This is a genomic window from Bacteroidota bacterium, from assembly GCA_040388375.1.
Classification (GTDB): Bacteria; Bacteroidota; Bacteroidia; order UKL13-3; family UKL13-3; genus JAAFJM01.
In genome coordinates this window covers 442173-455566 of record JAZKBU010000004.1, presented here as the reverse complement: position 1 = coordinate 455566, position 13394 = coordinate 442173, and the positions used below count along the sequence as shown (strand labels likewise).

The 13394-nt window shown below is 34.1% G+C and carries 17 protein-coding genes; 5 read left to right on the top strand and 12 right to left on the bottom strand.

All coding sequences use genetic code 11. From position 1 onward, the window contains the following. Positions 1 to 631, bottom strand: a 631-nt coding sequence (locus V4538_07700) for a nucleotidyltransferase family protein (protein ID MES2380910.1), incomplete at its 3' end; no start/stop codon positions are given. 137 nt (positions 632 to 768) lie between these two features. On the opposite strand from V4538_07700, the gene V4538_07695 reads away from it, so the two are divergent. Next, positions 769 to 1239, top strand: coding sequence for a heme-binding domain-containing protein (locus V4538_07695; protein MES2380909.1), 471 nt, complete (start codon positions 769 to 771; stop codon positions 1237 to 1239). Positions 1240 to 1257: 18 nt separating this feature from the next. Beyond that, entirely contained in the window at positions 1258 to 1665 is a 408-nt protein-coding gene (locus V4538_07690; GenBank protein MES2380908.1) for an AAA family ATPase, read from the top strand. Positions 1666 to 1667: 2 nt separating this feature from the next. Here the strand turns inward: V4538_07690 and purQ are convergent, their stop codons facing one another. Together purQ and thiL are read right to left on the bottom strand one after the other, a co-directional pair. After that, the gene (gene purQ, locus V4538_07685) at positions 1668 to 2360 is read right to left on the bottom strand and encodes a phosphoribosylformylglycinamidine synthase subunit PurQ (GenBank protein ID MES2380907.1); all 693 of its coding nucleotides are present in this window, start codon (positions 2358 to 2360) and stop codon (positions 1668 to 1670) included. A 68-nt stretch (positions 2361 to 2428) separates the two neighbouring features. Continuing rightward, the gene (thiL, locus tag V4538_07680) at positions 2429 to 3463 is read right to left on the bottom strand and encodes a thiamine-phosphate kinase (GenBank protein MES2380906.1); all 1035 of its coding nucleotides are present in this window, start codon (positions 3461 to 3463) and stop codon (positions 2429 to 2431) included. A gap of 107 nt (positions 3464 to 3570) precedes the next feature. Between thiL and V4538_07675 the strand changes: the two genes are divergently transcribed. The 3 genes from V4538_07675 to V4538_07665 all read left to right on the top strand — a co-directional run bounded on the left by V4538_07675 (position 3571) and on the right by V4538_07665 (position 6563). Next, on the top strand, positions 3571 to 4215 hold the full coding sequence (locus V4538_07675; protein ID MES2380905.1) for a carotenoid biosynthesis protein: 645 nt from the start codon (positions 3571 to 3573) through the stop codon (positions 4213 to 4215). Positions 4216 to 4282: 67 nt separating this feature from the next. Continuing rightward, positions 4283 to 5509: an FtsX-like permease family protein gene (locus tag V4538_07670; GenBank protein MES2380904.1), complete on the top strand. Its 1227-nt coding sequence runs from the start codon at positions 4283 to 4285 to the stop codon at positions 5507 to 5509. 13 nt (positions 5510 to 5522) lie between these two features. Continuing rightward, a complete protein-coding gene (locus V4538_07665; GenBank protein ID MES2380903.1) occupies positions 5523 to 6563 on the top strand; it encodes an acyltransferase in 1041 nt (346 codons plus the stop codon). Between the two features lie 32 nt (positions 6564 to 6595). On the opposite strand, the gene V4538_07660 is transcribed toward V4538_07665, so the two are convergent. The 9 genes from V4538_07660 to V4538_07620 all read right to left on the bottom strand — a co-directional run bounded on the left by V4538_07660 (position 6596) and on the right by V4538_07620 (position 13387). After that, the gene (locus V4538_07660) at positions 6596 to 7696 is read right to left on the bottom strand and encodes a mannose-1-phosphate guanylyltransferase (protein ID MES2380902.1); all 1101 of its coding nucleotides are present in this window, start codon (positions 7694 to 7696) and stop codon (positions 6596 to 6598) included. Positions 7697 to 7868: 172 nt separating this feature from the next. Further along, positions 7869 to 9266 (bottom strand): MBL fold metallo-hydrolase, encoded by a 1398-nt coding sequence (locus V4538_07655; protein MES2380901.1) that lies wholly within the window; start codon positions 9264 to 9266, stop codon positions 7869 to 7871. 197 nt (positions 9267 to 9463) lie between these two features. After that, positions 9464 to 9892, bottom strand: coding sequence for a hypothetical protein (locus tag V4538_07650; protein ID MES2380900.1), 429 nt, complete (start codon positions 9890 to 9892; stop codon positions 9464 to 9466). Between the two features lie 12 nt (positions 9893 to 9904). Next, a complete protein-coding gene (locus tag V4538_07645; GenBank protein MES2380899.1) occupies positions 9905 to 10432 on the bottom strand; it encodes a hypothetical protein in 528 nt (175 codons plus the stop codon). A 27-nt stretch (positions 10433 to 10459) separates the two neighbouring features. Next, positions 10460 to 11023, bottom strand: a complete 564-nt coding sequence (locus V4538_07640; GenBank protein MES2380898.1) for an RNA polymerase sigma factor — start codon at positions 11021 to 11023, stop codon at positions 10460 to 10462. Positions 11024 to 11072: 49 nt separating this feature from the next. Then, on the bottom strand, positions 11073 to 11774 hold the full coding sequence (gene radC / locus V4538_07635; protein MES2380897.1) for a DNA repair protein RadC: 702 nt from the start codon (positions 11772 to 11774) through the stop codon (positions 11073 to 11075). 111 nt (positions 11775 to 11885) lie between these two features. After that, positions 11886 to 12185, bottom strand: coding sequence for a 30S ribosomal protein S20 (gene rpsT / locus V4538_07630; protein MES2380896.1), 300 nt, complete (start codon positions 12183 to 12185; stop codon positions 11886 to 11888). A gap of 108 nt (positions 12186 to 12293) precedes the next feature. Beyond that, positions 12294 to 12620 (bottom strand): iron-sulfur cluster assembly accessory protein, encoded by a 327-nt coding sequence (locus tag V4538_07625; GenBank protein MES2380895.1) that lies wholly within the window; start codon positions 12618 to 12620, stop codon positions 12294 to 12296. A gap of 98 nt (positions 12621 to 12718) precedes the next feature. After that, positions 12719 to 13387 (bottom strand): SprT-like domain-containing protein, encoded by a 669-nt coding sequence (locus V4538_07620; protein ID MES2380894.1) that lies wholly within the window; start codon positions 13385 to 13387, stop codon positions 12719 to 12721. Positions 13388 to 13394 lie beyond the last annotated feature (7 nt).

Sequence of the window (13394 nt, the reverse complement as noted above, 5' to 3'; positions counted from 1 at the left end):
GAGTACCTTTTGCTTTCATGTTTTCCAAAGCATTGGTTAATTGGTATTCGCCTTTGTCAGTAACATTGTTATCTAATAAATACTGTAATTCAGATCGTAAATAAGCACCATCTTTAAAGTAATAAATACCAATGATAGCCAAGTCAGATACAAAATGCTCAGGCTTTTCTACAAAATCAGTTATTACGTTTTTGTCGTTTACTTTTACTACACCAAACGGACGAGGGTCTTCTACTTTCTGAACCCATATAATTCCTTCTTTGCTTCTGTCCAATACAAAATCAGCTTTAAATAAAGTATCGGCAAATACTACCAGTACATTACCATCTAAACTTTCCTTTGCACACATAATAGCATGGGCAGTACCCAAGGCTTCGTGCTGATAATAAATACTGCCTTTTGCACCTAGTTTTTCTGCTACAGCTATTAAATCTTTTTCAACTGCTTTACCAAAGCTTGGCCCTATAATAAAAGCCACTTCTTCAATGCCTTTACCGCAAACTTTTTCTAAGTCTTCAATCAGTTTTTGAACAATGGGTTTACCTGCAACAGGTACTAACGGTTTTGGAGTAGTTAGTGTATGTGGCCTCATGCGCTTACCCATGCCGGCCATTGGTACTATTATTTTCATATGTTTTTTTGTGCAATTAAATAATAATTGAGCAAATATCCCCATTTGTTTTACACATATTTATACGCACTAAAACCTCCTTGAATTAACTATTTGGTTACAATATTTAGCTATTATTGTTTCATATTTGTTCACTTATGAGAAATAAACTCCTTTTCAAATTCGCACTCATCCTTATAGGTGCTTTTGTTATTCTTCAGTTTGTAAGGCCTGCCAGAAATCTGGGTGAAACACCTGTAAATGGAGATAGCTTATCCATTCAAACACCCGCAGAAATAAATACCATACTACAAACCTCGTGTTACGATTGCCATAGTAACCATACCAATTACCCTTGGTATACTAATATACAACCTATTGGTTTATGGATGCAGCACCATGTTGATGAAGGAAAAGAGGAATTAAACTTTTCTGTATTCAATACCTATTCAGCCAAACGTAAAAAACATAAATTGAAAGAAATAATGGAAGAAGTGGAAGAGCATGAAATGCCTTTGAGTTCGTATACGATGATACATAAGGAAACGGAATTAAGTGCCGAACAAATAAGTACTTTAACCAAATGGGCTGCTGCCGAAATGGAAAAAATAATTGAACCGGGTCATTAATAAACAGTACGCTATCCATTGGAAAACAAAACGCTCATTTTATTAAGAGGTTTACCGGGCTCAGGCAAATCATCATTAGCCGGTATTTTAGCTGAACAAGGCAAATACCCTGTTTTTAGTATTGATAGTTATTTTACGAATAGCAAAGGAGAATATAATTTTGACTATAGCCAAAACCATTTGGCTTATAAGCAATGCGAACAATTAACAGCAGAAGCAGCCCAACAAGCAACGGAAAAAATTTTTGTAGATAATACCTTTACCCTTGACTGGGAAATGGAACCTTACTTTAAAATAGCAAAAAAATACAATTACGCCATTTACGTATTAACTGTTGAAAAGTACCACACCCATAAAAATGTGCATGGTGTTTCGGAAGAACAACTGGAAAAAATGGCGGCTAAATATAAGGTGAAGCTTCTATAGCACTATTGTGCTACCAAAGTCAACAGGCTTTCAAACAACATACGTCCGTCAGTATTGTAAACATCGCTGTCAACAACACGTTCCGGATGCGGCATCATACCAAATACATTGCGGTTTTTATTGCAAATTCCGGCAATATTATCTAAGGCTCCGTTTGGATTACTTTCAGTGGTAATGTTTCCATTTTCATCGCAATACCTGAACAATACCTGGTCGTTGTTTTTTAATTCTTGCAAAGTTTCATCGTTACAATAAAAACGTCCTTCACCGTGTGCAATAGGAATTTTCAAACCTTTTCCAATTACAGCCTGACCTGTAATTTTGCTTTTATTGGTTTCGGCTTTTATAAATACATTTTTACAGTTAAACTTTTGGTGGTCGTTGTGCAACAAAGCACCCGGTAATAAACCGCTTTCGCATAAAATTTGAAAACCATTACAAACACCCCAAACCAAACCGCCATTATTGGCAAACTCTATTACACTTTGCATAATAGGAGAAAAACGGGCAATAGCGCCACTGCGTAAATAATCTCCGTAGCTAAAGCCACCGGGTAAAAACACTAAATCTACGTTTTGTAAATCAGTATCTTTATGCCAAAGCTCTACTACCTCCTGGCCAAACATATTTTTAAATGCCCAAATTGCATCTTTATCGCAATTACTTCCCGGAAAAATTAATACTCCTATTTTCATATATTTTGCTTTTGGCCGCTGGCTCCCGATAGCTATCGGGATGGCTGCTAGCCTGTGTTTATTTTATTTTAAAATGCTTTCCAGCCTTGTGCTTTCAGCTCGTGTTTTTGTCCGCCTTTACTTATCATATGCACCCCTTCTTCTGCTTTGGTAATATGCCCTATTACAGTAAAGTCAGGATGGTTTTCTAGTTTACTGTAATCGCTTTGTTTAATGGTAAAAAGCAATTCATAATCTTCGCCACCACTCAAAGCTGTTAAAGTCGGATCTAAATCCAGCTCGCGTGCCATATTGTAAGTAGTCGCGTCAATTGGAATTTTATCTTCATAAACCGTAATACCTACTTTCGACTGGTCGGCAATATGAAATAACTCTGAAGCCAATCCATCGCTCACATCAATCATAGATGTGGGTACAATTTCCATGGCCTTGAACATATCAATAATGTCTTTCCTAGCTTCCGGTTTTAACTGGCGTTCCAATATATAATCGTGTCCGGCCAAATCAGGTTGCACCTGCGGATTATCAATAAATACCCGTTTTTCTCGCTCTAACAATTGAAATCCTGCATAAGCACCGCCTAAATCGCCTGTTACACAAACCAAATCAAACTCTTTTGCCCCGTTTCTGTATGTTACATCGTTGGGGTTAGCTTCGCCAATTACGGTTGCGCTAATAACCAAACCCTGTTTGCTGGAAGTGGTGTCGCCACCCACTAAATCAATTTTATATTTTTCGCAGGCTACTGCTATTCCATCATAAATTTCCTGAATAGCCTCTACACTAAATTTACTGCTAATGCCTAAAGAAATAGTTATTTGTTTTGGCGTTCCGTTCATCGCATAAATATCGCTTACATTTACGCTTACCGTTTTATAACCCAAATGTTTTAAGGGGAAATAACTCAAATCAAAATGAATGCCTTCTAAAAGCATATCGGTTGAAACCAAAGTAACTTTATCTTTGGTTGGATTAATAACCGCTGCATCATCACCCACACCTTTTAAAGTATTGTTCTTTAATTCAATGTGTTGTGTTAATTGTTTAATTAATCCAAACTCTCCTAGGTCTTCTAATTTTGTTATTTCGGGTTCATTAAACATGGGTGCAAATTACTAAAAAATATAGGAAGTGAAAGAATAGAAAAAGCTAATTTTTGTTTTTTAAAAATAAATAAAATCCAAACTTACCTTTGGGCTTATTATCCAATATGAGAAAAGAAACCATTGCCATTATATTTCTTGCTGTTTTATATACCCTTCACTTAGTTGGTTCAACCATTTTACACTGGAATTTATTACCGCTTACACCTTTTCTCTTAATCATCAGTGCGGCTGTCCTTTTTTATTTTCATCAACCCAAAAATGCTTTGTTTTGGATTTGGGCTATTGGTGTTTTTCAAGCAGGATACATTCTAGAACTTTTAGGTATAAGCACCGGACGCATTTTGGGTCAGTATTTTTATGGCAATAGTCTTGGCTTTAAGCTGGCTGATGTGCCTGTAATTATTGGATTAAACTGGCTTATTTTGTGTTATATTTCTATGCATGTAGCTGCATTATTTTTCAAAAACATTTTAAAAAAACCGGACATCAATCCAATTATACAAATAGCATTCAGTGCATTTTTAATGGTTTGCATTGATATTTTAATTGAGTCCATAGCACCGCAGCTAGATTTTTGGTATTGGAAAAGTAGTGTTGTTCCACTGCAAAATTATACGGCTTGGTATATTTTTGCTTTTGCATTTATGTTTGTATACCATCAACTCGAGTTGCCATTGCAAAACAAAGTAGCACCTTGGCTCTATGGTTTACAGGTTTTGTTTTTTGCAGGTATGAATTTATTGTATTAACAAAACACTATTGTTTGCTTATATTTTTTAGCGATTAAACAGTATAATTGTTGCTCAATACCACCATTTGAACTTACCATTTAATATAGCCAGAAAATACTTTTTCTCTAAAAAGAAAAGTGGCTCTTACAATGCCATTACTGTTATTTCCAGCATTAGTCTGTTAGGTTATGTGGTGGGCACTTGTGCGCTGATTATTATTCTTTCTGTATTTAATGGCTTTGAAAATTTGTTTGCCAATATGTACAGTAATTTTGATGCGCAATTACAAGTAACGGCTTTAAATACCAAAACGTTTTCTGCCAATGCCATTCCTTTTAACAGCATACAGCAAATAGACGGCATTGCAACTTACAGCAAGGTTTTAGAGGAAAATGTACTGTTAAAATACAGCAACAAAACAGGTATTGCCACCGCCAAAGCAGTTGACGAAAATTATTTAAAGGTAGCGCATATTGATACGTGTATTGAAAAGGGGGTTGCGCTTATACAAAGCGGAGATACTAACTTTGCTTTATGTGGCGAAGGTCTGGCTTATCAATTGGGTATTGACCCAGATAATCAGTTTGATTTTTTAAGCATTTATGCACCTAAAAAGGGCGAAGTTAATTTTATTAACCCCGAAAATGCTTTTAACAGGGAGTTGGTTATACCCACGGGCATATTTGCTATTCAACCTGAAATTGACAACAAATTTATATTGGTTCCGCTCCGCTTTTTAAATGCTTTATTGGAAAAGGAAAATCAAATTAGTGCTATAGAAATAAAACTAAAACCCGATGCTTCTATAACACAGGTAAAGGCAAAGCTATCGGCTTTAATGGGACCTCAATTTATTGTTAAAAACAGGTTTGAGCAACGGGAGGCTTTTTATAAATTAGTAAAAACAGAAAAGCTAATCAGTTATATTATTATTCTGTTCATTTTAGTGATAGCTATATTTAATACGGTAGGTACTTTGTTTATGCTGGTAATGGAAAAGGAAAGGGAAATTAAAATATTGCACAGCATGGGTTTTAATGCCAACAGTATTGCCAATATATTTGCCTGGCAAAGTTTATTTATAGCCTGCGTAGGCGGTATTATAGGCATTATTTTAGGGGCTGTTATTTCGTTTGTACAACAAACTTTTGGCTTCATAAAAATAAGTGCTGAATCAACACAAGCTTACCCCATTGCATTTGCCGCTACCGATGCCATTATTGTTTTTATAACCATTTTTGTATTGGGTTTAATTACGGCTATATATCCTTGGTTAAAAGCAAAAAAAATAGCTAGTTACCAAATTAAGTAATGTGAATGTGCCTATGAAAAAACTTGAATTTATTGACTTTGCAAAAGGTATAAGCATTTTTGCCATTGCCTTTTTTCATTTTGGCCAATTTATTAGCAATGCTGAAATTCCAAGTGGCATGAATATGTTTTTTGCCGTTGGTGGCAGTGGTATTCATTTGTTTTTATTTTTAAGCGGATTTGGTTTAAGTCTTTCAAAACCAACCGATGCTTTCAGCTTTTTTAAACGCAGATTCTTTAAAGTATACACTCCCTTTGCTATTACTGTTACACTCATTTTTTTATCTAACTATATTTGGCATATATACCTTAACCAAGGGGTAAGGGAATGGTTAAGCAATGTGTTTTTATACAAAATGTTCGACTTTACCGGCAATGGCGATTTAAATGCCAGCTTTGGCGATCACTTTTGGTTTATTGGCACTATTATTCAGTTTTATATTGTTTTCCCTGTATTGGTCTTTTTATTGAAAAAATTGGGTAGCATTTGGTTCCTTGTTTTATGCTTCACTACCAGTTTTGCTTATTGGTACTTTTTAGATGTCAATAATCTTTTCTACCACAAGGCATGGTCAAGGGAGTTTCCGCAGTTTTTATGGGAATTTGCGTTGGGTATGGTTGCTGCTGAATTGTACAAAACAAAAAACTTTGAATTTTGGCGTTTACCTTTATGGCAAGCCATTCTTGCCACTATTGTATGTGTACCAACTGTATTTTTATTGGTTAAATATTTAGGCAGAACGGGACAAATATTAAACGAAATACCTTCACTTATTTTGTTTACTTCCTTGGTGGTAATTGCTTTTCAAATCTTTCAAAAATATATTCCATCCATCAAGCAGTTTTTTATTGGTTTAGGTAATTACTCTTTTGCTTTATACCTAAGCCATATTTGGGTATTGTGTATGTATGGACTTGTACTTCAGTCTTTGGGTATAACCATAAACATTTTGCACCTTCCTGTATTTTTGGCTTTAGCTACTGTAATTGCCTTTTACTATAATAAGGTGGTTGAGTTTATACAAAATAAAAGAGCACCTAAAACTTTGTCTTAGGTGCTCTCCATAAATATTCAATAACATATACCTTAAGTATATTTTTCATTGAATTTTATTTTAATATCGGTAGCAATCTGTTTTACTTCCTGCTCTTGGCTTTTATCGCATATCAGTAAAACATCTGGCGTATCTACTACTATTAAATCTTTAACTGATTTAAGGGCAATTATTTTTCCATTTAAGCTCTCTGATTTGTTCACCAAACAGCCTTCCACATTGTATAAAAATACGTTTTTACCTTTTACTGCATTTTGCGATTCATCTTTACTTGATATTTCATACAATGAAGTCCAGGTACCTAAATCGCTCCAGCCAAATTCACTGGGTATTACATACACATTTTCTGCCTTTTCCATAATACCATAGTCAATACTAATGCTGCGGCATTGTTCGTAAAAAACTCTGATGGTTTCAGCTTCATTTTCAGTAAATAAACTATGTGAAGCATTCTCGAAAATATCGTACTGCTCGCTTAAATGTTGCTTAAATGCTTTTTTTATTGATGATATAGACCAGATAAAAATACCTGCATTCCATAAAAAATCGCCACTTTCTATAAAGGTTTGTGCAATTTCAAACGAGGGTTTTTCTGTGAATGTTTTTACTTTAAAAATATCCCTGTTGCTATTGTCTTCGTCAATATATTGTATGTAACCATAACCTGTATCAGGTCTACTTGGCCTGATGCCTAAAGTAACCAAAGAAGGATTTTTGTGTGCATAGTTTAAACCCAATTCTACATAGTTTAAAAACTTGGCTTCATCTAGTATTAAATGGTCGCTGGGAGCTACAATACAAGCAGCGTGGGTATTTAACTTGTGTATTTTAGCACTTGCATAAGCAATGCAGGCAGCGGTATTTTTTGCCGTTGGTTCACCCAAAATTCTATCCTCCGGCATATTGGGTAACTGTTGCTTAACCAAAGGTAAATAAGCAATATTGGTTACTATAAAAATATTCTCTGGTAAAAATGCTTTTAAAAATCTATCGTAAGTCTGTTGTAAGAGTGTTTTACCTGTACCTAATATATCTAAAAATTGTTTTGGATATGTTCCTCTGCTTGCTGGCCAAAATCTACTTCCAACGCCACCCGCCATAATTATGGCGTAATTATTTTTACTTTTTTCCATTAAATTTTGTTTAACTAAAAACTAATCTATGTTGCAATAATAAGCCCTCTTTTTATTAAAAATTTATGCCTAAGAATTACTCTTGCAAATAACTATTTTTTTTCGCCTTTTTTAAACTATTTTTATTGATCAAATTTCAATGTTAATGAGGCATTTAACCATTTTAGTTTTACTATTTTGCAGTTGCGTTGTCTACTACAATATTGGCTTTTTCTTCTAATTTTATTTGTGCCCAGCCTCCCCAAACATTTTTCACATTGGTAAAACCTTTTCTTTTTAATATAGTGGCAGCTACCATACTTCTATAACCACCGGCACAATGAACCAAGGTTTCTTTATTTTTGTCTAACTCTTCGGCTTTGGTATTTATATCAGCCAATGGTAAGTTTATAACATTGGCTAAATGGCCATCTGCAAACTCGGTTGGTTTACGTACATCTAATATAACAGCACCGGGGTTATGCAAATTATCTAAAACCAATTCTTCTGAAGAAATGCTAATAACCATATCATACCTTTTATCTGCCTCTCTCCATGCATCAAAACCGCCTTCTAAATATCCCTTAATATTATCAAAACCTACACGTGTTAATCGCTCAATAGATTCTTTTTCTGTTTCTGATTTTGCTACAATTATTATTGGCTCATGAATATCAAGCAGGGTAGCAGCCCAAATTGCATACTGTCCGTTTAAACCAAAGTTTAACGATTTGGGAATACAACCTAATTCGTAAAAATCGGCTACACGTGTATCAACAACCACAGCCCCTTCTTCCATTTCCTGTTGAAATTGGCTAACTGTTAAAGGTTTGTAGCCTTTGTCAATTATATCTTCAAAACTTGCATAACCTTGTTTGTTCAGTTGGGCATCTTTGAAAAAATAAGCCGGTGCCGGTGTTATACCTTCTGTTACTGCTTTAATAAAATCGGCCTCACTCATTGGCTGTAAAGCATAGTTACTGCGTTTTTGCTCGCCAATAGTGCTAAAGGTTTCTTTACCTATGTTTTTACCACAAGCTGAACCGGGACCATGCGCAGGATAAACAATTACGTCATCAGCTAATGTTTTTATTTTGGTATTGAGTGAATTAAACATTTTAGCTGCTAACTCTTCTTTGGTTATGATGCCATCTAATAAATCAGGTCGGCCAACATCACCCACAAACAAGGTATCACCTGTAAAAACACAGTAGTCTTTTCCGTTTTCGTCTATTAACAAATAACTGCTCGACTCTAATGTATGGCCGGGTGTATGTAATACTTTAATTTTTAACTTACCTAAACTAAGTATTTCATTGTCATTGGCTACATGTACTTTGTATGAGGTAGTTGTTGTGGGGCCATAAACGATGGTAGCTCCTGTTTTATTGGCTAAATCTATGTGTCCGCTTACAAAATCGGCATGAAAATGTGTTTCAAAAATATATTTAATTTTAGCGCCATTGCTATTGGCTTTATCAATATACATCTGGTAATCGCGCAAAGGATCAATAATGGCTATTTCTCCTTCGCTCTCAATATAATAGGCTGCCTGAGCAAGGCAATTGGTATATAGTTGTTCTACTTTCATTGTGGTATTTAGTTATCTTATTTAATACAAATGTTACACTTTTTGTTTTACCAAAAAAATATTGAAGTTTAATTAGTAATAATTGTACCATATTTTACTTAAGGTGTTTTGACATAATAAGTTTATTGATAACGCAATAAAAAAAAGTCATTCAAATAAATGAATGACTTTCCTTATAAAAATAAATGAAATAAAAACTAGTCTCGCTTACGCTGTGAGAGCTTTTTCAGTAATTCTCGTTTAAAATCATTTTCGGCTTTAAACAGTAATACTACTTTTTTTATGGGCAATACTTTTTTAAACTCTTGCGCATATTTCTTTATTAATTCTGCTTCGTTCATTTTAAAATTGACCATATCATTTAAAACTTTTTCTGCTTCAGTATCAGTCATAGTTGTCATATCAGCCATTTCTTCGCTTATTTTACCCTTTGTGGTTTGGCGCAGCTTTTTAAGTTCGTCTGTAAATTTATTATAAACAGGCCAAAACACTTTAGCTTCTTCTGATGTAAGATTTAAACGTTCTGTTATAAATCCTATTTTCATGGTTTCCAGCCTTTCTCCATTCTGCGCCTTAGCCAGTAGTGTCAACCCGACAATTAAGCTTATAAATAATATACGTTTCATAATTTTTACTTTTTATAGTTCTTCTAATAATACCTGCTCGTCTGCATGGTCAATCAAGTACTGTTCAATTTCTTTTGTATTTGCAGGTGTGCTTTCTTTTGTCTGCGTATAGTTAACCTCACTAATCCATTCTATTTTCACATCGTTAGTAGCCAGGTAATCTATCAACTCATCCTGGCTTACTTTATTCAATTTGTCGCTTAAGGTTTGTGCTGATTTGTTTTTAATTACAATAAAAAAAGTAATTCCAACAATGGCTATAAATACTGCTGCCACCTTTGCAACATTACTCCAACTCCATAAGTATATTTTTTTAGGCTCAACAACTTTTACTTTTTGTAAAATTTGTTGCGTTGTTTGTTCAAAATAACCATCAGGTACTGTGTAGCCTCCTTCTTTACCAACTGCTAAATCATCATTGATTGTATGAAGCAATCTATCAGCCGATTGATTAAAGTACCCATCCGGCACTTCAAATCCTCCACTAACAGGTAGCTTTCTAATAAACGAATCATCTATATGTTGATCTTGCTCTTTCATTTGTATTACTCTGATAGATAGCTTTTTTTAACTTTGGTTTAATTGCTTTTTTAAATATTCTTCAATTTTTTTTACCGCATGATGATATGAAGCTTTAAGCGCCCCAACACTGGTATTGAGTACTTGCTGCATTTCTTCGTATTTTAAATCATCATAGTATTTCATATTGAAAACTATTCGTTGCTTTTCAGGAAGTGTCAATATAGCCTGCTGTAATTTTAATTCAATTTGGTTGCCATTAAAATAAGCACCTGCACTTAATTTTTCAGTTAGTTCATTGGCCACATCATCAAACTTTGTATTTAGGTTTTGTTTCTTTTTTTGCAAAAACTGTAAAGCTTCATTCGTGGCAATCCTATAAATCCAAGTATATAGCTTACTATCTTCTCTAAACTTTGCTAAATTCTCCCACACCTTAATAAAGGTGTTTTGCAAAATATCATCCGCATCATCGTGGTCTATTACTATCCTCCGTATATGCCAATAAGTTTGCTTCTGATATTTTCTTAATATCAATTCAAAAGCCTCATTTTTTTTATTTGCTTGTGCAAACAAGGCTATTAACTCATTGTCTTCAGTCTCTACTTTCAAATAGTGATTGCTCTATTTTGCAGGTATGATAGTAAATTACCCAAAAGGTTTAAATTATATCTTTATCAGCAAAACTGTAGTAGCCGTTTTGCCCGATAATTAAGTGGTCTATTACTGATAAATCAAGGAATTTGGCTCCATTCACCAAATTTTTGGTAATTTGAATATCAGTACTACTTGGCTTTAAATTTCCTGAGGGATGATTATGACATAGAATAATGCTACTCGCTAAATTTTCAATGGCATGTTTAAATATAATACGCGCATCTACAACGGTTCCTGTTAAACCGCCTTCGCTTATTCTTTTTCTACAGATTACTTTATTGTTTCGGGCTAATAATAAAATCCAAAACTCTTCGTGAGGTAAGTCGGTTAACAGGGGTTCAAAATAATTGAATATGTCGCGGGAACCTTTAATAATCTCAACCTGCTTGGCATCTTCATCTTTTCTTCTACGACCCAGCTCCAGTGCAGCCGCTATTATAATAGCTTTTGCTTCACCTATACCTTTTACTTTGGTCAGGCTATTTATATCAAGCTTGGCTAATTCATTTATATTGTCTTTGGTTAAAGCTAAAATATTACGTGCTAAATCAACAGCACTCTGGTCTTTAGCACCAGTACCTATTAATATGGCTAATAATTCTGAATTACTTAAACTTTGCTTTCCTTTTGCTAAAAACTTTTCTCTTGGCCTGTCATCTTCGGCCCAATACTTAATGCTATTTTTTCTGTCTAAACTTGATTTCATCTGTTCAATATCTTAGTTGCAACATAAACATTTGAAAAGAGCAAACAAAAAAAGCCTGTCCATTTTCTTAAATGAACAAGCTTTCAATATTATAATAAACTAACAGCTAAATTATGCTGCTTTTTTCTTAGTAGTTTTTGTTGCTTTTTTAGGAGCAGTTCCAATCTTGTTAACTAATTTAGCTAATTTAGATTTTTGGTTAGCCGCTTTATTTTTGTGAATAATGCTGCGTTTAGCCAATTTGTCTAACATACTTGCAACTTTTTTGTATAACTCAGAAGCAGCACCTTTGTCTTCTGAAGTGCGAAGTTCTTTTATAGCAGTACGGGTACTTTTAGCTTGGTAACGGTTACGTAAGCGTTTTGCAGCATTACTTCTATTGCGTTTAATCGCTGATTTATGATTAGCCATCTTTTATTTATTTAATCGTTTTAAATTTTACTGAATCTATTTTACTCAATAAAGGGCTGCAAATATAATTGTTTGATTTAAAAATCAAACAATCCACAAAAAAAATGTTTAGACTGAAAAACTTTCTCCACAACTACATGTACGTGAAGCATTTGGATTAATAAAAGTAAAGCCTTTTCCATTTAAACCGTCTGTAAAATCAAGCTCAGTACCAAATAAATACAAAACACTGCGTTTATCTGTAACTACTTCTACGCCATTATCTCCAAATTTTTCATCACCTGGTTTTAATTCATTGTCAAAATCAAGTTTATAGGAAAGACCTGAGCATCCACCGCTTTCAACGGCTACTCTTAAAAAATGTGATGGCGTATAATTTTGCTCAACTATTAATTCCTGTATACGTTTTTTTGCTTTTTCGCTAACTGTAATCATCTTATTCTGATATTTTTAAATATAAAATACAACTACAAACATAGTTGCTTTATAAAAACTGAACAACTATTTTATCCTTTTTGTTTCTGCCAGTCTATTTAATTTTCAATAATAGTGACTTCCACCATGGCATGTACCCGGTATTTTTTCCCGTTTGATGATTCGCAAAGAACGTAGGTACGTAATTTTTCTATTTTTTTTAAAACATCCGGATGTCCTTTCATTCTAAAAGAACTACCTACGGGTATATCTGCCAATACTTTAACATTTACTTTACGCCCATCATACTTTTTAAGTGCCTGTAGCAGGTTTACATCTGACGAATGGGTATATTTAGGGTTACGCATGTGTTTAGCCAATGCCGCTTTTAAATCGTATGGAAAAATATCGTCTGCTTCAAAAAAGGGAATCATATTTTTTTGAAATTCTTTTTTCCATTCTGCACCGTGAGGGTCATGGTTTGAACCAAATTTAACGTAAGCAGTATGGTGCGACAGCTCATGAATAAAAGTAACTAAGAAATCGAATTTACTTAAATTGTAATTAATACTTATCCTGTTCCCTTTTCCATCATGCGGGCTATAATCTCCATACTTTGTTTTGCGTTCTTTTTCTATATGCAAATGGAGGTTATGGTAAATAATTAGCTCTGCACAATACTCAACTGCCGGTGCAGGAATAAACCTTTCTAATGCCATTACAAACTGTTGTTTTTGTACAATTTGTTTAGCTGTTAATTCCGTAAATAATTTTAATTCTTTCTTCAAGTTTATC

Excerpts from the sequence above, each read along its gene's own strand:
- V4538_07695 (MES2380909.1), top strand. The coding sequence starts at position 769 with ATGAGAAATAAACTCCTTTTCAAATTCGCACTCATCCTTATAGGTGCT.
- purQ (MES2380907.1), bottom strand. The coding sequence starts at position 2,360 with ATGAAAATAGGAGTATTAATTTTTCCGGGAAGTAATTGCGATAAAGAT.
- thiL (MES2380906.1), bottom strand. The coding sequence starts at position 3,463 with ATGTTTAATGAACCCGAAATAACAAAATTAGAAGACCTAGGAGAGTTT.
- V4538_07675 (MES2380905.1), top strand. The coding sequence starts at position 3,571 with ATGAGAAAAGAAACCATTGCCATTATATTTCTTGCTGTTTTATATACC.
- V4538_07665 (MES2380903.1), top strand. The coding sequence starts at position 5,523 with ATGAAAAAACTTGAATTTATTGACTTTGCAAAAGGTATAAGCATTTTT.
- V4538_07660 (MES2380902.1), bottom strand. The coding sequence starts at position 7,696 with ATGGAAAAAAGTAAAAATAATTACGCCATAATTATGGCGGGTGGCGTT.
- V4538_07655 (MES2380901.1), bottom strand. The coding sequence starts at position 9,266 with ATGAAAGTAGAACAACTATATACCAATTGCCTTGCTCAGGCAGCCTAT.
- V4538_07650 (MES2380900.1), bottom strand. The coding sequence starts at position 9,892 with ATGAAACGTATATTATTTATAAGCTTAATTGTCGGGTTGACACTACTG.
- V4538_07645 (MES2380899.1), bottom strand. The coding sequence starts at position 10,432 with ATGAAAGAGCAAGATCAACATATAGATGATTCGTTTATTAGAAAGCTA.
- radC (MES2380897.1), bottom strand. The coding sequence starts at position 11,774 with ATGAAATCAAGTTTAGACAGAAAAAATAGCATTAAGTATTGGGCCGAA.
- rpsT (MES2380896.1), bottom strand. The coding sequence starts at position 12,185 with ATGGCTAATCATAAATCAGCGATTAAACGCAATAGAAGTAATGCTGCA.
- V4538_07625 (MES2380895.1), bottom strand. The coding sequence starts at position 12,620 with ATGATTACAGTTAGCGAAAAAGCAAAAAAACGTATACAGGAATTAATA.